General features: G+C 37.3%; 18 protein-coding genes. 11 read left to right on the plus strand and 7 right to left on the minus strand.

The window, feature by feature from the left end:
* The first annotated feature begins 415 nt into the window (after window positions 1-415).
* From truB to H3V11_RS05520, 4 genes are all read left to right on the plus strand, one after another.
* The gene (gene truB, locus H3V11_RS05505; RefSeq protein WP_041879133.1) at window positions 416-1,339 is read left to right on the plus strand and encodes a tRNA pseudouridine(55) synthase TruB; all 924 of its coding nucleotides are present in this window, start codon (window positions 416-418) and stop codon (window positions 1,337-1,339) included.
* An 87-nt stretch (window positions 1,340-1,426) separates the two neighbouring features.
* On the plus strand, window positions 1,427-1,693 hold the full coding sequence (gene rpsO / locus H3V11_RS05510; RefSeq protein WP_025330297.1) for a 30S ribosomal protein S15: 267 nt from the start codon (window positions 1,427-1,429) through the stop codon (window positions 1,691-1,693).
* Window positions 1,694-2,086: 393 nt separating this feature from the next.
* Complete coding sequence (locus tag H3V11_RS05515; protein WP_100126403.1) at window positions 2,087-2,311, plus strand: hypothetical protein; 225 nt, start codon at window positions 2,087-2,089, stop codon at window positions 2,309-2,311.
* Entirely contained in the window at window positions 2,311-2,625 is a 315-nt protein-coding gene (locus H3V11_RS05520) for a hypothetical protein (RefSeq protein WP_198223780.1), read from the plus strand. Before H3V11_RS05515 ends, H3V11_RS05520 begins: the two co-directional genes overlap by 1 nt.
* Before the next feature lie 295 nt (window positions 2,626-2,920).
* Here the strand turns inward: H3V11_RS05520 and H3V11_RS05525 are convergent, their stop codons facing one another.
* Both H3V11_RS05525 and H3V11_RS05530 read right to left on the minus strand, forming a co-directional pair.
* On the minus strand, window positions 2,921-3,052 hold the full coding sequence (locus H3V11_RS05525) for a RepB family plasmid replication initiator protein (RefSeq protein WP_198223781.1): 132 nt from the start codon (window positions 3,050-3,052) through the stop codon (window positions 2,921-2,923).
* 136 nt (window positions 3,053-3,188) lie between these two features.
* Window positions 3,189-3,764, minus strand: a complete 576-nt coding sequence (locus tag H3V11_RS05530) for an acyl-CoA thioesterase (protein WP_198223782.1) — start codon at window positions 3,762-3,764, stop codon at window positions 3,189-3,191.
* Window positions 3,765-4,193: 429 nt separating this feature from the next.
* On the opposite strand from H3V11_RS05530, the gene pnp reads away from it, so the two are divergent.
* The gene (gene pnp, locus H3V11_RS05535; RefSeq protein ID WP_110414035.1) at window positions 4,194-6,317 is read left to right on the plus strand and encodes a polyribonucleotide nucleotidyltransferase; all 2,124 of its coding nucleotides are present in this window, start codon (window positions 4,194-4,196) and stop codon (window positions 6,315-6,317) included.
* A gap of 145 nt (window positions 6,318-6,462) precedes the next feature.
* Here the strand turns inward: pnp and H3V11_RS05540 are convergent, their stop codons facing one another.
* Window positions 6,463-7,503 carry an alpha/beta fold hydrolase gene (locus tag H3V11_RS05540; RefSeq protein ID WP_198223783.1) on the minus strand — a complete coding sequence of 347 codons (1,041 nt, stop codon included), beginning with the start codon at window positions 7,501-7,503 and terminating at the stop codon, window positions 6,463-6,465.
* Window positions 7,504-8,159: 656 nt separating this feature from the next.
* Here H3V11_RS05540 and H3V11_RS05545 point away from each other — a divergent pair.
* On the plus strand, window positions 8,160-8,576 hold the full coding sequence (locus H3V11_RS05545; protein WP_084554006.1) for a hypothetical protein: 417 nt from the start codon (window positions 8,160-8,162) through the stop codon (window positions 8,574-8,576).
* 242 nt (window positions 8,577-8,818) lie between these two features.
* A complete protein-coding gene (mpl, locus tag H3V11_RS05550) occupies window positions 8,819-10,222 on the plus strand; it encodes a UDP-N-acetylmuramate:L-alanyl-gamma-D-glutamyl-meso-diaminopimelate ligase (protein ID WP_198223784.1) in 1,404 nt (467 codons plus the stop codon).
* Window positions 10,223-10,415: 193 nt separating this feature from the next.
* Here mpl and H3V11_RS05555 read toward each other — a convergent pair whose 3' ends face one another.
* A complete protein-coding gene (locus H3V11_RS05555; protein WP_084554012.1) occupies window positions 10,416-10,691 on the minus strand; it encodes a hypothetical protein in 276 nt (91 codons plus the stop codon).
* 183 nt (window positions 10,692-10,874) lie between these two features.
* Between H3V11_RS05555 and H3V11_RS05560 the strand changes: the two genes are divergently transcribed.
* A complete protein-coding gene (locus tag H3V11_RS05560; protein ID WP_025330304.1) occupies window positions 10,875-11,552 on the plus strand; it encodes a helix-turn-helix transcriptional regulator in 678 nt (225 codons plus the stop codon).
* A gap of 169 nt (window positions 11,553-11,721) precedes the next feature.
* Here the strand turns inward: H3V11_RS05560 and clpX are convergent, their stop codons facing one another.
* On the minus strand, window positions 11,722-12,984 hold the full coding sequence (gene clpX, locus H3V11_RS05565; protein WP_084547285.1) for an ATP-dependent Clp protease ATP-binding subunit ClpX: 1,263 nt from the start codon (window positions 12,982-12,984) through the stop codon (window positions 11,722-11,724).
* 410 nt (window positions 12,985-13,394) lie between these two features.
* Here clpX and H3V11_RS05570 point away from each other — a divergent pair, with 410 nt between their 5' ends.
* From H3V11_RS05570 to H3V11_RS05580, 3 genes are all read left to right on the plus strand, one after another.
* On the plus strand, window positions 13,395-14,345 hold the full coding sequence (locus tag H3V11_RS05570; protein ID WP_198223785.1) for a D-alanyl-D-alanine carboxypeptidase family protein: 951 nt from the start codon (window positions 13,395-13,397) through the stop codon (window positions 14,343-14,345).
* Window positions 14,346-14,815: 470 nt separating this feature from the next.
* On the plus strand, window positions 14,816-15,568 hold the full coding sequence (locus H3V11_RS05575) for an SDR family oxidoreductase (protein WP_198223786.1): 753 nt from the start codon (window positions 14,816-14,818) through the stop codon (window positions 15,566-15,568).
* 62 nt (window positions 15,569-15,630) lie between these two features.
* Entirely contained in the window at window positions 15,631-16,080 is a 450-nt protein-coding gene (locus H3V11_RS05580) for a Fur family transcriptional regulator (protein WP_370386278.1), read from the plus strand.
* A 125-nt stretch (window positions 16,081-16,205) separates the two neighbouring features.
* Here H3V11_RS05580 and H3V11_RS05585 read toward each other — a convergent pair whose 3' ends face one another.
* Complete coding sequence (locus H3V11_RS05585) at window positions 16,206-18,449, minus strand: UvrD-helicase domain-containing protein (RefSeq protein ID WP_198223787.1); 2,244 nt, start codon at window positions 18,447-18,449, stop codon at window positions 16,206-16,208.
* 2 nt (window positions 18,450-18,451) lie between these two features.
* Window positions 18,452-20,665 (minus strand): AAA family ATPase, encoded by a 2,214-nt coding sequence (locus H3V11_RS05590; RefSeq protein ID WP_198223788.1) that lies wholly within the window; start codon window positions 20,663-20,665, stop codon window positions 18,452-18,454.
* Window positions 20,666-21,069 lie beyond the last annotated feature (404 nt).

A 21,069-nucleotide genomic window follows, 5' to 3' on the forward strand; every position in this document is an offset into this window, starting at 1 on the left:
TAAGAAAACATAAAATCTGCATAGAGGCTGCACACCTAAATTAAGACAATAAGACAGTATGCAAAATTAACTATCACATGGGTAAACATCGCTGGAAATCAGGAATAGTATGACTATCGGCATAGACATCTGATTCATACACCTATCTGGGTTCGCAGATTTCACTGATAGTGAAATCTGGTAATTATGTCATCTGTGTGCATCCTGATAAGATGCTTTTATAGTCAGTTTTTAAGTTTGAAAATATAGATGTCCGAAGTTCTGTTATCGGCAGAGCCGGTAATTTTTAAAAGCCAGTACCGGTTCTCAAGCCTGTTTCTGATCGAAAAAGCGACTAATCCTGAATAGGCCGGATAAAGCATGTTATGATGCGCTCGCTTAATGACCCTGAAACTGAAATTAGATAAACAACATCATGAATACCCAGACTAGCCGGCGCAAACGCGTTCTTAATGGCGTGCTGTTACTCGATAAAGACAGCGGAATGAGCAGTAACAGTGCTTTGCAGCGGGCGCGCTTTTTATATGGTGCGGCCAAAGCAGGGCATACCGGTGTACTGGATCCGCTGGCAACAGGTTTGTTACCCGTATGCTTTGGAGAAGCAACTAAATTTGCTCAGTATCTTCTGGATGCAGATAAAGCTTATATAGCGACTTTACAGCTGGGTGCGGCTACCAGCACAGGTGATGCTGAAGGTGAAATCGTTGCCACTTCCGATACTGTGATTACACTGGCGCAGGTACAGGCAGCCATTTCTGCTTTTAGTGGTGAAATTACTCAGACACCGCCTATGTATTCAGCTATTAAATATCAGGGCAAGCCATTATATGAATATGCCCGTGCAGGTATCACCATCGAACGGAAAAGCCGCCAGGTAACGATTTATCAGATAGATATTATTGACTTTACTTTCCCGCGGCTGGTTATCAGTGTGCGTTGCAGTAAGGGAACGTATATACGTACTCTGGCTGAAGATATGGCCAAACATATGGGAACTGTAGCGCATCTGACTGCATTACGCCGCACTGCTACTGCCGGCTTTACCATTGAACAGACTCATTCACTTGCTGCAATCAGTAATCTGGATGAAGCTGCACGGGATAACTGGCTTTTGCCTTGTGATGTACTCGTACAACATTTTCCGGCTGTCACTCTGAATGATAAAGATATTTTGCAGTTACAGCATGGTGTAGCCGTGCATTCTGAGCAAAATTATGGCACAATGTGTCCCTTGCGTATTTATGCTGTTGATGGCCGCTTTATCGGGCTGGTGCAATATCAGGCTGCCAGCAGGCGTTTGAAAGTGCTGCGTCTGATGAATACGGCTTATATCAGTTAAATATGTATCCGGAGTTGGTATTTGTTAATGACATATATTAGCTTGGCCAACTTGTCTGCCGTAAGGCTTTTTTTAAGAGTAAATTACATGTTATCTGTTGAACAAAAAGCACAAATTATTAAAGATTATCAACGTGCCGAAGGGGACACTGGTTCTTCTGAAGTACAAATCGCGTTATTGACTTTCCGTATTAATGATCTGACTGGTCACTTTAAAGCTAACCCGAAAGACCATCACAGCCGTCGTGGTCTGTTGAAAATGGTTAGCTCCCGTCGTCGTTTGCTGGCCTACATCCGCCGCACTAAACCGGATACCTATCGCGAATTGATTGCACGTTTGGGTCTGCGTAAATAAGCATTCTCCATCTGAAAAAAAAGCCGTCTTTTTAAAGACGGCTTTTTTATACCTTATCGTACCTTTCTACTTTGAGCGAACAACAAAGGCAATTGGCCAAGACATGGACAGCCTTCGGGATGTCTATAACAAGCTTAAAACAACGGTAGAGAACAGGTTGAGCGTGCGGCAGCATACTTGACCAGAAGGGAACTGAAAGGGTTGCGATTGTGCTGAGTAATGATAAAGATGATGACGAACCAAGTATGTGACAAAATTGAAACAAAATAAATTTTAACGTATTGACTTATAATTTAGTTAAAGCGTTTAATTTCTTTATCAATACTGGCAGTTTTAAGTATATCAGCAGTAACTGCTACCGCTGCTGACCAAAAGCATTCTAGTGTAACTAGTATGTTGAGTAGTAAGAAACAGAATCAAAAACAAGATAATGAAGGATTGCTGCGTTTATCAGTAAGTCAGCTTAAACGGTGCAGCCAGCAACATAATCGTTGTACTGAAGGCCTTATTCCTAATATAGGGTTTCATCAGTGTTATGCAGCCTATACGTATTGTCTTGGCCCTGATAGTGGAGGTATTTTTGACTTACCTGGCGGGGCGGCGAATCATGATTGGTAATGGATATGGACAAATCAGAGTTTTCTCATGAGCAACTAGTTGAGATTAACCAGAGAGCTAATGAATTAGGTAAGGCTCTTGATCAATTTGCTCTAGATTTACGACATAAATATCATTTTTACCCTGATCTAACTGTTCATGCATGTGGAACAGCTTTAGGTAATATGATTAACATAAATATGCTTGTCTATCATCTGTGTCCTGAATTAGCACCACCATATTTACATGGTACTGCTTATTCCGTTGTTGTTGAAAGGATCAAACAAGAAAAACAAGAGTTTGATAATGAGATAGCGCGATATGAACAGAAATAAGCTGCAAAATCTTTGTAAAATTAAAAAAAAGCCCCAAACGGGGCTTTTTTTGTTTAGCTTACAGTCTATGACTTAATCGCGCTTCAGCATGTACCATAAAATTTAATAGCTCGCTTATGATACAGACAGCTTGTAATTGTCCTAGCGCCCCTGTTTCAAGCCACGTTTTATCTTCTGCCAGAAAGAGCAGGCAGCGGCATAAGCATTATAACTAATACCTTGCACGCTAAATACTTTAGCTTCCTGTTTTTGGTTAAATCTTAGCTGAATCCAGCGTATTTCGCGCTTACATTTTCTAAAATGAAATATCAATATTAAAATCAGTATTGGTATTGATTTGTTCAACTGCCGGAGCAATTACGAATTTTTTAAGGCTACTAATTTCTTTGTATTTGTCGCCAATAGCTAAAAAATTCTCTAAAGTCATTAATTTCAAATCCATACTGGCGATTGTGCAATAACGCCAAACAGGGAGATGGTGATAAGTAGAGCAAATAGCCTTGAATCAAGGCTGAAAAATCAATACTACACACCGGCAGAAGAGAAATGCAAACAAATCTGTATTATCCTATTGCGTTATATAAATCGGGATTTAAACGCGCATTCTGTGTCTGACACCAATCCAGATGATCCTTATTTAAATGAAAAGCTTTTGCCTGAAATTCTTTCAAAGCTTCCTGCTGTTCTATCTTGCGAGTATATGAGCGTACAAAACGGCGTACTTCATTGGATGTTTCCAGAATCAGACCGGGTACAGACTGTGGCTTACCGGTGGCAGAATCAATGGCGACCATGGTGAAATAACTGGAATTACTATGACGAATTTCTCCGGTAACCAGATTTTCCGCTTCTACACGAATACCAATCATCATGGACGATTTACCTACATAATTGACCCGTGCTTTAATTGAGACCAAATCACCTACATAAATTGGCGTACGGAAATTAACAGTATTAATAGCTGCTGTTACCGTTACAGAACGTGAGTGTTTACAGGCGCATGCATACGCGGCCTGATCCATTAAAGCCAGAATACGTCCGCCGAAAATAGTATTGTTTGCGTTGGTATCTTCCGGATGCATCACTACAGATAACAGTACATCACTGTCAGTTGGTTTTTTATATAAAAATTCAGACATTACTTTGTCCTCAATAATACAGGTACAGCCAGATCCGGTTGAACCAATATGGTAATTTACATTAGTAAAATCAATTCTAACATATAAGCAAATAGTTTTAATATTAATGATTTTTGGTAAAGAAAAAATATACGGTCAATAGAAATATTTTTATGGCAGATTGAAAAAGACCAAAAATGCATATCCTGAGCTTAACCAGCGTCGGGACAGTTATTGAGTTTGCGATAAGGTAAAAAATATATGTTAGAATTTGACCATAATACAAAATGTATTTATAGCCTGTTACAGGCTTGATTAAAACCTCATTAATAATCATTTTGCAAATCACGCCCGGCCAGAAACCCTACCTATGTATATGCCAGTTACGTGTACATTGTTAGGTTTTTTAGCAGGTGCGGTATCTGCAAAAAATTAGAATGGAAAAACAATATGTTTAATAAACACATTAAAACCTTTCAATACGGCAATCAGACAGTTACTTTGGAAACTGGTGAAATTGCCCGTCAGGCAGCCGGTGCAGTAAAAATTTCCATGGGCGATACTGTGGTACTGGTAGCCGTTACAGCTGCTAAAGAAGTCAAACCTGGTCAGGATTTCTTTCCGCTGACCGTAGACTATCTGGAACGCACCTATGCAGCCGGTAAAATTCCGGGCGGATTTTTTAAGCGGGAAGGCAAACAGAGTGAAAAAGAAATCCTTACCAGCCGCCTGATTGACCGTCCGATTCGTCCTTTATTTCCGGAAGGTTTCTACAACGATATTCAGATAGTTGCCATGGTAGTATCAGTTGATCCGGAAATTGATTCAGATATTCCGGCTATGCTAGGTGCTTCAGCTGCACTACTACTAACAGGTGTTCCTTTTGCCGGTCCGATTGGTGCAGCCCGTGTCGGCTATGTCAATGGTGAATATGTTCTTAATCCGACTAAAACTCAGCTGGCTCAGTCACAACTGGATTTAGTTGTTGCTGGTACAGAAAAAGCCGTATTGATGGTGGAATCTGAAGCAGATGTACTGTCTGAAGAAACCATGCTGGGTGCAGTAGTATTCGGTCATGAACAAATGCAGGCAGCCATCCGTGCCATCAATGAATTTGCTGATGAAGTTAATCCGGAAATGTGGGACTGGCAGGCTCCTGTTGCTGATGAAAGCCTGATTGCCAAAGTGCGTGAGCTGGCTGGTGCAACAATTGATGAAGCATTCAAAATCAAGCAAAAACAAGCCCGTACAGCAAAACTAGATGAAGCATGGTCTGCTGTTGAAGCGGCTTTGATTACCGAAGAAACTGATACATTACTGGCTAACCAGATTCGCGGTATTTTCAAAGATCTGGAAAAAGAAGTAGTTCGTGGTCAGATTCTGGAAGGTCAGCCGCGTATTGACGGCCGTGATACCCGCACTGTTCGACCTATTAATATCCGGACCGGCGTATTACCGCGTACACATGGTTCTGCCTTGTTTACCCGTGGTGAAACTCAGTCACTGGCTACAGCAACACTGGGCACTCAGCGTGATGAACAGATTATCGATGCTCTGAGTGGTGAATATACCGACCGCTTTATGCTGCATTACAATTTCCCGCCATACTCAACCGGTGAAGTAGGCCGTATGGGTGCACCAAAACGCCGTGAAATCGGGCACGGCCGTCTGGCAAAACGCGCACTGCTGGCTGTATTGCCTGATGTTGAAGATTTCAGCTACACCATGCGTGTAGTATCTGAAATTACTGAATCCAATGGTTCTTCTTCCATGGCCAGCGTATGTGCCGGATGTCTGAGTCTGCTGAATGCTGGTGTTCCTCTGAAAAGTCATGTTGCCGGTATAGCCATGGGTTTAATTCTGGATGGCAATAAATTTGCTGTACTGACTGATATTCTGGGCGATGAAGACCACCTTGGTGATATGGACTTTAAAGTTGCCGGCACCACTACAGGTGTGACTGCTCTGCAAATGGATATCAAAATTCAGGGAATTACCAAGGAAATCATGCAGATTGCACTGGCTCAGGCGAAAGAAGCTCGTTTGAATATTCTCGGACAAATGCAGGAAGCAGTAAAAGGTCCGCAAGAATTATCTGCACATGCACCACGTTTATTTACCATGAAAATTCATCAGGACAAGATTCGTGATGTTATTGGTAAAGGTGGTGAAACTATCCGTGCATTAACCGCAGAAACCGGTACTGAAATTAATATTGCCGAAGATGGTACGATTACCATTGCTGCCAGCACCAGTGAAGCAGGAGAAGCGGCCAAACGCCGTATTGAGGAAATTACTGCTGAAGTAGAAGTGGGTAAAGTATACGAAGGCACAGTAATCAAGATTCTGGATAACAATGTTGGTGCTATCGTATCAGTTATGCCGGGTAAAGACGGCTTGGTACACATCAGCCAGATTTCACATGATCGTGTGAAAAATGTAAGCGATTACCTGCAAATTGGTCAGCAGGTTAAAGTAAAAGCGTTGGAAATTGATGATCGCGGTCGTGTACGCCTGTCAATCAAAGCTTTGCTTGAAAAGGCGCCACAAGAACCAAAACCGGCTGAAAATTAATCGTTAATATTGAGTATTCAAGACTGCCTTACATGTAAGGCAGTCTTTTTTTTGTAGCAAAATAGAGTATTACATCATTTATTAGGGGTATAACCCATTATTAAGAATAATAAGCAACTGCATCATTTAAAGCAGCTTTTTGAAATCAGTTTTTATAATTTGAAAATGTCTTAGATAAAAAATCAACAATGAGATGAGTAATTTCACGATGAATCTCACTTCTATCCCGACTGCCGCCATCCTTACAAATAATTCCGTCTCCTTCTTTTTCTTGATTCAATATATCAACTGCATCAGATTTACAAATTTGGATAAAACTAAAATGCATTGCATCTGGAATAATAATATAAGTTGAGGACGATTTTGGTAGAAATTCTTGTACATAACCCGATTCAAGTTGTGTATTTGTATCACCTATATCAACTCCTGCACCAATAATAAGAGATGGTATTTTGATTTTTTGTAAGCTTTCAATGGTAAACCCTCTTGTCAAACCAGCATCCAATGATACGAATGCTTTTATCCTGGGGTCTGACATATTCCTATTAAGCTCTGAATTTGCCAAACCAAGTTCAGATATCAAATGACAAGCTTTTAAATATGAATATTTATTACAATCTTTCTTAAAGGATTCTGTATCAAATCTGGCTCCGGAAAGTGCAATTACTGACCAACCACCAAGCGAATGGCCTATAGCGGAAATCTGATTTAAATTAATGATATTTGAGAATGTTTGATTTTCAGCCAGCGCATCAATAGTTTTACTTAAATCTTGCGGCCGTAACCATAGCTTGGCTGACTGCTCAGTATTCTGATCAAATCCAGTTGTCCCCGGATGATTAGGAGCTGCAACAATATATCCCTTTGTAGCTAATGCATGTGCAAGCCAGCTTAAATTTCGCCAGCTCCCACCGTAACCATGTGAAAGTAAAATTAATGGCGATTTAGTATTCTTTACTTCCGGTACCGCATCAGCAATAACTTCAGAACCATCAAAAATAGCATTATCAGCTATAGTTATTGAATTTTGCTTATTATTAGTGGCATACCAAACAGCAATATCTAATGGTCTTCCATCATGTATATCATAGTGAATTCGCTTAAAACCAATATGTTCTGAAGCGTTGGAGATAAGTGGAAAAAGTAAAATAAATGAATTGATAAGGCAAAAAAGTAATTTAATCATAGCATCCCTCTTTAATAAGGGAGTGTTGTTATAATAATTTCAAATAATATAATAAGGAATAAATCAAAGCCATTATCAAAGCAGTAATCAATGTTCAATATTCCGTTATATAAATCAAATTCAAATCCGGAAATGAATATAAAATTCAGCGTTTACTTGTTTTTATGATAAAGATAATCAGCTTTTCAGAAAACCATTCCGATTAACATCATAACGGTGGAAACTTATCAGCATTTCAAAATAATCAACAAGCTCAACAAGACAATACTGAATTTGATATGTCCTAGCAGCTATGTCTGTTATAGATATGAGAGCTATGCTGCTGTCTGCAAAAAGATATTGTCAGAGCAGTTTATGCATCGGAATTAAGGAAAATTGATTCAGTTATAATTTGCTGCTTAAAAAATAGGCAGTTAAATTTAATTTATATATAACAAGACTATAAATTACTTATCCACAGTTTATGTGCAACACCATCCCAATAATCACAGGAATAATGTGTATTTATTCATCTTATCGCATACACTGACAGATACGTGGATAAAAACTGGGGAAAACAATATCAGGTATTATGATTGTGGATAAACTAAAATATATTTATTATATTGACAGGATTAAAGAAATTTTGAATTTTTTAAAAAATACGGATATCTTATATGAGTAATGGTTTAAAGTTAGAAAATATCGAAGCATATTTTGAAGAGCATAAATTACCAAAATTCGACAGTTCATCAATATTGTATGGATCAATAGATGCAAAATTATGGCTAAAGATTGTAATAACTCAATTTTCTGGATTATTTATTAAACATCTGCTTATTTATTTTAATGCAGAAAAAATAATTCTGATTGGTTTAACCTTGAATACAAATTTAACAGATGCAATTACTGTTATTCCTATGACAGAAGTTTCTGAACTAAGCTTCAAATCAGGCTTTATCAGAGGCAAACTGACATTTAAATTTAAACAAAAGGAATATCTTATAAAAGTACCGAACTTTATTCTTGTCGCGAAATGGCAAAAAAGAAATTTGAAAAATATCCTTCAGCGTTACATTATTAAATATTCATAAAAACACCAAATAATTATTTCTCAGTATTAGCAGATAATAATATATTTCATAATCAAATATTTATAATGATTCAATACAAACCCTTTTAAATTAATCATAATAGTCTGTTTTCTGTTTTTCAGTGCCTGTTTGTATTTTGAATTTAATTTCAGTGGTGATAGTGTACAGAAAATACAAAACATCCATGTAGTAAATATGAGGAAAGTCTATAATGCTGGTTTTCATCGCATAGAGACAGAGAAATGCAGCATATCCACATCATTGGTATCGGCGGAACATTTATGGGAGGAATTGCCGCTATAGCCAAACAGGCAGGCTATCAAGTAACTGGTTGTGATGCCAAAATGTATCCGCCCATGAGTACACAGCTGGCTGATTTGGGCATTGATGTGGTGGAAGGATTCGAAGCAGCACAACTGGACAGTTATCCTGCTGATGCCTATGTAATTGGTAATGTTGCCCGTCGCGGCATGCCTGTCATTGAGGCCATCCTTAATCGTAACTTACCTTATACTTCCGGCCCGCAATGGCTGGCAGAAAATATCCTTCAACAGCACTGGGTACTGGCAGTAGCCGGCACTCATGGTAAGACAACGACAGCCAGTATGCTGGCATGGGTGCTTGAAGATGCTGGTCTGGCTCCCGGATTTCTGATTGGCGGGGTGCCGCAAAATTTTGCTGTATCAGCGCGCTTGCCTCAGGTACCACCGGCTGAGCAATCTACATCTGAACCAGAGTGCAGTCCGTTTTTTGTTATTGAGGCAGATGAGTATGACACAGCTTTTTTTGATAAACGCAGTAAGTTTGTCCACTATCGTCCGCGTACGGCAATTCTGAACAATCTGGAATATGATCATGCGGATATTTTCCCCAATCTTGCAGCAATTCAGACTCAGTTTCATCATTTGATTCGTACAATTCCCAGTGAGGGGCTGATTGTCGTTAATGAACAATCGGCTGCACTGGATGAAGTTTTACAGCAAGGCTGCTGGTCAGAAGTAGAAGGTTTTGGTCTGAATAAGGATTGGCAGATTGGTGAAATTTCTGCAACTGGTGGCTTCGATGTACTCTATCAGCAACAAAAGGTGGGACATATAGAGTGGAAACTACTGGGGCAGCATAACCGTATGAATGCACTGGCAGTGATTGCTGCGGCACGTCATGCAGGTGTGTCGATCCGGCAATCTTGTGCAGCATTATCTCGTTTTGAGAATGTTAAACGGCGCATGGAAGTCAAAGGTGTTGTTAACGATATTACGGTTTATGATGATTTTGCTCATCATCCGACAGCCATTGCCACAACTATTGCCGGTTTGCGTCAGAAAGTCGCTAATGCACGTATTCTGGCTGTGCTTGAACCACGCTCTAATACTATGAAGCTGGGTACCATGAAAGCTGCTTTACCTGCCAGTCTGGCGGAAGCTGATAAAGTATTCTGTTATGCCGGCGGGGTTGATTGGGATGTTGCGGCTGCACTAAGTCCGTTACAGGATAAAGTAGCAGTTTTTCAGGACATGCAGTCACTGGTTGAAGCTATCACTGCACAGGCAGAGCAGGGGGATCATATTCTGATCATGAGTAATGGCGGCTTTGGTGGTATTCATCAGCAATTACTGACTCAGTTACAACACAAAGCAAATAATTAATTATTTTTGTACTGAATTCAAGGTAAAACAATAACCTTTGTTCAGATTTTCTAAAGGCCGTAGCTATCTGTTATTTCAGGTACTAAGGCTTTTATTTTATGTGCGTTTTAAAACAGTGCAGTATCAGGGTAAATATAAAAAATAATGAAATTACATGGTTGATAGTACAACAGAAGCGGAACGATACAATATTTCAGGAAGCCTCATAAACCGTAGCTTTTGCCATTTCAGTATGATTCATTTTCCCGTATGCATTCTGCCAGCTTTGTGCAGCTTCACGCTGGTCACAGTTTTTGGCTACTTTAATCTGAGTTGGATTCATTTCAGTATAAGTTAAATTCGCCAGATGCTGGCAGTCCAGCGTTTGCGAAATCAATGCCTCAGGAGCTGTAGCACGAGCTGGTACTGAATGAAAATTGCCCAGCAACAATAATAAAACCATTAACCCATATATTTTTAATAATTTCATAATCCATTCCTTATTTAGAAAAATCTAATAAATTGTTTAATTTTTATTATATTAATTAGAAAAAAATAAATATTCAAGGAATTTATTTCTTAAATATTTAGTTACTTTTCATTTTTCTAAAAATGAAGTATAATAAAAACAAATTTATTGACGATATTTCTAAGAAATTGCCGGAATTTGTGCATGCAAACATTTAAAGACCGTCTGGCTTCACTGTGGCCGGGTGAGCGCCAGTCTAAAATTGCCACAGACATTGATATGACTATGGCCGGTTTCAGCCGTATCTGGCATGAAGGTGGGTTACCTAAAGCAGAAACCCTGAAACGTATCAAAGAATTAAAAGGTTGCAGTATTGACTGGCTGCTGACCGGAGAAGGGGAGCCCTTTCCTGAACAGCAAACTCAGGCAGCACATGATACGCTGGGTAATCCGGTGAATACTGAAGATTTTGTTTATGTGCCGCGTTATGCAATTGAAGCAGCTGCCGGACATGGTAGTTTAGTTGCTAATGAAAAACCGATGTTTACCATGGCGTTCCGCAAGGACTGGATAAATTCAATGATTAGCCCTGAAGTTAGTGGCTTGTCAGTGATTTCGGTCAAAGGCGATTCAATGGAAGGTGTGCTCAATGACGGGGACACCATTCTGGTACAGCAAATGAATCATATACGCCGTGATGGTTTGTATGTATTGCGTATTAACGATAATCTGCTGGTTAAGCGTTTACAGCTGATGCCGGGTAATGTAGTGAATGTTATTTCTGCTAATGAAGCCTATCCTAGTTTTGAAATCCGGCTGGATAGTGAAAGTGATGATGTACAAATCATCGGTAAAGTATTGTGGTTTGGTCGTTATCTGTAATGTTCTGATAATAAAATTTCATACTGAAGAGTCAGTTTGATAATCCGGGTCGGGTATCACTGCGACACATTATTAACCGGTTAACTCATTTATTCTGTACATAAAAAAAACCGTCTGAAATTCTAAAATTCAGACGGTTTTTTATGCATGTAAAATTCAGCTTATGGTTTTAGCCTTTATAAGCACTGCCATCAGCCAGTAACCATTCAGGTTCAGCACCTTTATCAATTACATCCTGATTAACAACCACTTTTTTTACATCGTTTAAATCCGGCAAAGCATACATAGTATTGAGCAACGCTTTTTCTACAATTGAGCGTAAGCCGCGGGCACCGGTTTTGCGCGCCATGGCCAGCTTGGCAATTGCCCGTAATGCAGAGGGTTGTACCTGTAGCTCCACACCTTCCATCGCAAACAGAGCCTGAAACTGCTTAATTAATGCATTTTTAGGTTCGGTAAGGATATTAATCAGTGCATCTTCATCTAGCTCAGTGAGCGTTGCAATAACTGGCAGACGACCGATCAGCTCGGGAATCAAACCGAATTTAATCAGGTCTTCCGGTTCTACCGTCTGAAACAGCTCGCTTACATTGGTATTTTCGTCTTTGCTGTGTACCGCAGCACCAAAGCCGATACCACCTTTTTCAGTACGCTGACGGATAACTTTTTCCAGTCCGGCAAATGCACCACCACAGATAAACAGAATATTAGTAGTGTCTACATTAATAAATTCCTGATTAGGATGTTTGCGTCCACCCTGTGGCGGCACAGATGCAACAGTTCCTTCTATCAGTTTAAGTAAAGCCTGCTGAACACCCTCACCGGAAACATCGCGGGTGATAGAGGGATTATCACTTTTGCGGGAGATTTTATCGATTTCATCAATGTATACAATGCCTTTTTGTGCTTTTTGTACATCAAAATCGCATTTACCCAATAATTTAGTGATAATCTGTTCCACATCCTCACCAACATATCCGGCTTCGGTAAGTGTGGTAGCATCAGCCATTACAAACGGAACATCCAGTTTGCGCGCCAGAGTCTGAGCGAGCAGAGTTTTACCCGAACCAGTAGGTCCGATCAGCAGAATATTGGATTTAGACAGCTCTACCTGACCTTCTTCCTTACCCAGACGCAAGCGTTTGTAATGATTATATACCGCTACAGCCAGTGATTTTTTTGCTGTTTCCTGTCCGATTACATACTGATCAAGATTAGCAACAATTTCTGCCGGAGTAGGTAGTTTTTCCTGACCGTCTCCGTCAGTTGCCGGCATGCCATTCTCTGTAGAAGAAGCACCCGGATTATGTAGCATTTCATTGCATGTATCCACGCACTCATTACAGATTAATGCGTTTTCACCTTCAATTAAATTTTTAACTTCGTTTTCAGGTTTACCGCAAAACGAACAATAACGAATTTCTTTACTCATAAACAGGATTTCATCAAGAAAATAGAGCTTATATTGAATGCCGGACCAAATACATAGATGATATCGTATCGGATTCAGCCAAAAAACGAGTATATAGTTTTATCAGGCTGATATCAAACTGAATGCTAGTGTGGTTTTAATCACTGAAGAAATCAGTTTGATAATGAAAATCTGATTAAAATATCGTTTATAAACACCTTTTTTAGCCAAATATAATAAGAAAATACCGGCCGTAAGCAAATTTGTCTTATAATTAGATTGAGAAACAATATATTTATTGAATAATTGGACGTTAAAAACTTCTTTCAAACACAGACAATAATTATGTCTGTCTCTCTATTGCGTTCAGTTTAAGTAGTATTCTCTTGAGAAATAAATTACCCTGATTCAGGGTCAAAAAGGAAGTTATCATGTCATGTTTATCACGTCTGCATCGCTGGCAGTGGGTAAGCCTGTTAAGCAGTAGTCTGTTTTTTGCAGTACCTGCTGTAGCCGGAGACCTTGATGTTCTCGGCCAGTTTATCGAACAAAAGCAGACAGGTGGTCAGTCTGACACACTCAGCACATTTATCAGCAACCATCCCGATGCCAATCTGGAAACCCGTGCACAGATTGCCGGCCCTTTATTAAGCTCACAATCGGCTCTGATTATGAATAATCAGACCGGTGAAATTCTTTACCAGAAAAATATCAATCAGGTACGTTCAATTGCATCCATTTCTAAGCTGGTTTCAGCAATGGTAGTACTGGATGCCAATCAGAACATGAATGATCAGATTACCATCACAGATGCCGAAATTGACCGGCTGAAAAACTCAACCAGCCGTCTGTCTGTTGGTACAGTAATGACCCGGCGTGAGCTGTTGCATATTGGTTTAATGAGTAGTGAAAACCGGGCAATCCATGCTCTGGCACGTACTTATCCGGGCGGTATGCCGGCATTTGTAGAAGCCATGAATAATAAGGCGGCTGAGCTGGGAATGACTAATTCACGTTTTTACGAACCAACCGGGCTTGATCCGCGCAATCAGTCCACTGCACGGGATTTGGCTTTGCTGGTGCGTGGTGCCAGTCAGTATCCGCTTATCAGACAATACTCAACAGACAATTCCGGTTCGGTATACACCAGTAATGGCAGAGTAGAGCAATATCACAACTCCAATGCACTGGTACGCGAAGGTTTATGGCCGATCGCGCTGCAAAAAACCGGATATATTCGTGAAGCAGGTCGGTCTATGGTGCTGCTGACCAGCGTGCAGAACCAGCCGGTAACCATTGTTTTACTGAACTCTCCCAGTTCAACAACCCGCGTAAGCGATGCCCGCGCTTTACGTTCATGGGCGATGCAGCAATCCTTATAAACCATATATCTGTTATCAAAGAGCCCCGTTAGCGATAACGGGGTTTTTTATCAATAAATCTATCCATTTATATTTTAATGTAACTGTCAAAGCAGTTAATGAACATGATAGAAAGCCAGACATAGCCTGTGAATATCAGCAATCTAAAGTAATTTAACAGATTTGATTAATAGCGTTTTTATAAATGTACTAGTTGATTCGTCTGCATCTTTTATTTGTAAAATAATAGGCAAGACATAGTTTCCGAGAATAGTACTGAGTAAAAAGCTTAATCATCAGTGTAAAATATTGGTTCTCAGAAAGATAAATATTCCTGAGGGATGAATGAATGGATGTCACCGGTTGATAAACAAGACTCGGTCGTAGCAAAATAGAAATGTAATACCATAATATTGGAAATGGAATAAAAATTGACTTATCTTATAAGGGACAAATAGAGGTATTATCTTTAAACAGAGAAAGATACTGACATGGCAATATTAATTACAGGTGCTTCTGCAGGATTTGGCGCAGAAATGTGTCGTGTGCTGGTTCATGCCGGTTACCAGGTTATCGGTGCCGCACGGCGGCTGGATAAGCTGCAACATTTACAGGCAGAACTGGGTGCACAGTTTTTACCATTACAAATGAATGTAGCCGATAAAAGCAGTGTAGATAATGCATTAGCCTCCTTACAGGGTACTTGGGCGGATATTGATTTACTCGTGAACAATGCCGGGCTGGCACTGGGCATGGAGCCGGCTCAGGAAGCAAACTTTGCTGACTGGGAAACCATGATTCATACCAATGTTCTGGGTTTAACTTATGTCACCCGGCAAATATTGCCACGTATGGTAGCCAAAAATAGCGGCTATATCATTAATCTGGGTTCTACTGCCGGCTCATGGCCATATAAAGGTGGCAATGTTTACGGTGCTACCAAAGCTTTTGTACGCCAGTTCAGCCTGAATTTGCGTACTGATCTGGCCGGTACACGCATACGAGTAACCAATATTGCCCCCGGTTTATGCGGTGATACTGAATTTTCCAATGTACGCTTTCGCGGCGATGATAAACAGGCTGCTGCCGTATATGAAAATATCAGCTATCTGCAACCGGCAGATATTGCCAACACCGTATTATGGCTGTATCAGACTCCGGCACATATGAATGTTAACCATATTGAAATTATGCCGGTATCTCAAACCTTCGCCGGTCTGAGTGTAACCCGTGACTTGGCTTAAGATTTACAGGTATGTCTAACCCTACAGTATGGCAATCCAAAGCCGAAGAAAAAGCACGTATCATGGCACAGTGTGCTCAGCAAGGAGTTACTGTTACCCAACTGCGTACTCAGGTGCTGGATATTGTATTAAATATGAGTGGTGTTATTAAAGCCTACCAGGTACTGGCATCTATGCAACAGCACAGTAACAGTACGGTTGCTCCGCCTACTGCTTACCGGGCACTGGATTTCTGGGCTGAGCAGGGTGTATTACATAAAATACCTGCTGTTAACGGCTATATACTTTGTCGTCATGTACAACATGAGTGTGATAGTCACTGTCAGGACAATACCGTTCATCACAGTGATTTTGTTCTGGTATGCAACCAGTGCGGAGCTGTAGATGAACAAAGTCTCAGCTCAGAATGGGCAGCATTACGGCAGCGTGCTGCAGATAATGGATTTATGCTTAATGATGAGCATATTGTACTAACAGGTATCTGTACACATTGCCAAACTAAACTGACCTAAATATTCAGTTTGATTGATACAAAAATTCCAGATATCTGTTTTTTTGAATTAAGCATATATCCGGAATCTTTTATTGAATATGAATTGTTTATTAATTTTACTGAATAATTAATAGTAAAAGCAGACTAATGTAATTCTGGGACAAACGCTTTAATTGTGCCAAATAAAGATTCAATCTCTTTTTTGATATCAGTAATGTCATCCAGATAAAGTATCCATAGATTTTTACGTGCTCTGGAACATGCTGTATAAATTAAATTGCGTGTATTTTCCAGCTCCTTTTTTTCCATCTCCTCTTTATTTTCCTGTACTGTATCAGAAGATAGACTAGAAAAATAATCTTTAAATTTATTTTTTTTGCTTTTCCCAAAACTGTTTTCCATAATGATAACTACATTTTCATATTCCTCTCCTTTTGTACCATGATAAGTATGATAAATTACCGGATCATCTTCATCATGTTCTTTATTAATAAAAGCTATCCAGCGCTGCCAGTAAATTAATTCTATATTTAATATATTTTGGATTTTATCTCGATTATCTTGAATAATTTTATTTGCGTTTTCACTTTCTAAGTTTATCAAATCTGAATTGCCGTACATGTCTTCATATAAATTATTGTATATATAATCGGCAAAAGCAGAGTCATCTGAATCTTTATCGTGGCTTTGAAATACGTCAGAGATATTAATTCCAAAGCAGTTTTTCAACCAAAATGTGATTGCTTTATTTTCTTTTTGGTCTCTGAAAATCTTTAAATTGGCTGAAAAATATTTTATTAAATCATCTAAAGTTTGAGGGTGTCCGTTTGTAAAAATTTCAACTAATTTACTTGCTTCAGCAAAAGTAACCTTATGCTGAGTATTTCCGAACAAATCATAAAGAGTAGTATTTTGATTATTCAATGTATTATAGGCTGTTACCAGCTGATACAGACGTAGTATAGCTGGATGCAATTTATTGAGTAAGTGTGAAAATATCATAACATTCATATTATCCCAGTAGATAAATTCTGCTTTTTCAATAGCGCTATAAATTTGTTGCAGACCGCTCATAAAAGCAACTGAACGATTAAGTAACAGCAGACAATCAACAGGTCTGTTACAGTTTAAAGTGGTAATATATTTGTTAATAAATTGATTAATTACAAAAGCATCATTTTCTTCATTTCTGATTGATTCTTGGTTCTTCAGAAAATAAAATTCAACTATGCCATTTTTCTTAGCCGGATCAATTGGCTTTTGTTTTACAGTATCATTTCTAATTTTATTAATTAAATCAATAATCTGATTTTCTGAGCGTCTGTTAAAATTTTTAATAATTTTTTTTAATTTAATTTCCGGTATTTCCTTATTTCCCGATATTTCCTTATATATATTCTCGATATTATCACCAATACCAGTATCATAAATACTTTGTTTACTATCACCAAAATATCCAGCAAGCCATTTCTGCTTTCGCTGATAGGTATACTGGTGTAAATTTGCCAGTATTCTTACAACAGATTCATTTGTATCCTGATATTCGTCAATAAACATATAAGGATATTTATCTGTCAGTAATTTTTTAAACATATCATATTTTTCTACTAGCTGTAAGCTATATTCAAGCAGAGTATCGTGGCTAAATTTCATTGAAGCCAAACGGTCACTGTTAGAGTTACTGTCATATTCTACAGATAAAATATTATTATTGTTTTGAGAATTATTTATTTTTTCTATTGCTTGTTGAAAAGTAATATTTCTATCGACAAGATTAAAATATTTTTTGAAAATAGCAAAATTTTTTAAGGATTTTTCTAAAATTTCCTGATTTAATATTGGATTTGTTTGATTTATTTCCAATATCTTTTCTTTTCTGAGTTGGGTTGTGTTTAGCACTTTTTCCAGATTAAAAAATAGCTTTTTGTTTTTTTTCACAAACTGTTTAAATAACTCTTTATTTTCCTCAGTATTCAGACAAGAAAGATTAGGATGATTAACTTGTTCTATTATTTTCAATTCATTTTTTCTAAGCTCTTTCTCAAGTTTATTTTTATGTAACTCGATCAATTCATCTTGTTTATACAATCTGATTTGTTGCCAAAGCATTTCGTGAATAGTTGACACCTGAATATATTGGCTTTCTCCTAAGCGTTGGCGGATTTCATTAACGGCCACATTAGTATAGGTAATACAGATAATTTTTTGATTGTGTCTGTGCAAGGTATCTAAATGATGACTCAAAATATATTTGATTGCTTCAATCAGTGTGTAGGTTTTACCAGCACCGGCACCAGCATAAACAATAAAACTTTCAAACTTATCAATGGCTGTAAATATTTTCTGCTGTTGCTGAATTTCTTGATTCAGATTTTCTTCCAGACTCATATTTATTTCCCTTTATCATTTTCCAATTGTGTTTTTAACCATTCAAAACCATCAGTAATATACTGAGGTAATTTAGGTATGGTATTCGATGAGTCTGGATCTGTATTAGCAGTAACGGTAATCATATTATAAAGGAGTGTGCTGGCAAATTTTGTTTTACCCCCGTTCGTATTGAGTTTTTTCTGTATTTCAAAAGAACTATTAGGATTAATCCTATTATTATCCATTATAATATTGAACATTTCGGTGGATATAGTTGATTTAAGTGATTCGATAACCAACTGGTTATCATAATTGGTTAAAATAATTGCTTCTTCCAGACTGGTAGCATATTGCTCGTTGATAGGGTCTTTTTGAAAAACAATATAAGTATTGTTGATTTCTTTATATTGTAAATTATCATCCAGTTTTTCAATTCCACATAATATTTTCAATGTATTGTTGGTAGTTTTTCGATTTTTTAAACTTCTAATTTGTTCAGAACTTGTAGATTCACATGGCTCAGTGTTATTGCGTTTAATATCTATATCAGTAATGATTACACAAGGTATATTTATTTGTTGTAATAGTGGGAAATAAATATGAGCATAAGCACCATCAATTCTAAATATTGAAATATAATAATTTCTTAATTTTTTTTCTTTTTCCAGATAATAATTAAGTAAAATTTCTTCAGTTGTTCCTTCAACCACAATGATTGCATCTGAAAAAAATAATTCAGATACTTTATATTTAATGTGTTTTTTAAGAAATAATAAATCTTTTTGATCTAATTTATGATTTATTTGTTGACCAGTTTCCTGAGAACTTTTTTTAGAAAAGCCTTGAATAAATAATGCGTCATATAATGGTATTACCTTGCTACATTTATTCTCTAAAGTTAAATAATTAATATTATCAAATGAACTGGAACTGTGTATTTTACTGTTTACTATATGTGAAGAGTGAGTAGTTATTATAATCTGACACTTAAGAGACATGTAATCTGCTGCATCTGCATCAGGTTTTATTTCCCTGATGGCCTTGTTTACCGCTGAATCAATGCGTTTAATAAAAAATTCTTGCATCTGCGGATGCATAAAAACCTCTGGTTCTTCTATAACCAGTATATTAATTCGGCTTCTGTGACTGTTTTCTTCATATGAGCTAATATAATAGATAATTTCGCCGATAATATTAACTAAATTAATATAGCCCAAACCAAACTGATCTTCCGGAATATAGTCATCGCCATCACTAAAGCTGTATTTAATCAGCTTTTTTAAAATATCTTCTTTACTGACATTTCCGCTCAGTTTCATGTCAATATGATTTAACTGTTCAATTTCTCCTATTATTTCACTTACAGAATCATTTTTATCTTTAACAGTATCTGTGATAGTAGTATTAATTACTGTTATTTCGTCGATAAATAATTCTTTACTGTTATTTTTAATATTTTTGGTAAATAAAGAATTAACAATACGCTGGAAAACATTAGACAGAACATTTTCATCAAGATGGCGATTAGCTTTGATACATTTAATTTCCAGAAGATCGCGCAAAGAAAAATTTTTGACTTCTCTATTGAGATTATTTGTGAAGCTTAATTTGTATTCTGTTTCATTTCTATTGTCCAGTAATTTACAGATTTCTTCCAGCAGTTTATTATTTAACTTTATATTGTGTTCAGACTGTTCTGAGTCACTATTCTCAGACGTAATCCGATTGTTTTGAATCAGATCTTTAACCTGCTGAAGAAAATTAGCTTCTTCTTTCAGTGTATATGTAGCATTGATAATAATTTCTTTATTGCGGGAGAAATCATTAATTGGAGTAAACTCAGATAGATTTGTGATTAAATCTTCATTAAGATCATCTAATTTGATTTTTAATTGGAATTCCAGTTTTGGTGTTTCTAGATGTTTTTGAGAGTCGTTTTTATCATTCTGAAAAGCCTCTATATAGCTTCTAATCAATTTTTTAAGATAAGATAAATTAAAATCACTGGATTTTATAGACAACTTATTTTCAGATAGCATACTTAATGCATTAGTAATAGTTGTTTTACCAGTATTATTTTTGCCGATAATTAATGTACTGGACGGAGAAACCAGTGGTTGTGTTATATTATCCCGATTCTGATAATTTATTTTATTAGAGCTGACAAATTGTAGTTCATTGTCTTGATCCCCGAATTTACGAAAATTTTTAATAGTGAAGCTTTGTAGATACATTATGATTATTCCTGAGTAAATTAGAATAATTTCAAGATTATTCTTAATTTCTATTTAATTATTTTATCTAGCAGAGTGAAAATTACTCACAGGCAGCCAATCAGGTTATCTTGTTTAAATAATAGTGTCTGGTATTTGGTTCGCATTTATTATCCTGTTAATATGTTATTTAGGTGGCGTTAAAGTTTAATTTTGTTAAAGTAAATACTTATTGTAGTGAATAATTTATGCTAAAGTCAAAATGAATTAATTAATGTATGAATTGTTTTTATTTACTATTGATTTTGTTTTGAACAACTTTTAGTTTGTAATATACCAAGACAAATTATTTGCCTATTGAAATAGTTAAGACTATAAATAACCCAACTGACAAAGTTATGGCAAAAGTATTGAAGGAGTAATAC

Origin of the sequence: Snodgrassella sp. W8158 (assembly GCF_016100435.1) — a bacterium.
In the GTDB taxonomy this organism is placed as follows: Bacteria; Pseudomonadota; Gammaproteobacteria; order Burkholderiales; family Neisseriaceae; genus Snodgrassella; species Snodgrassella alvi.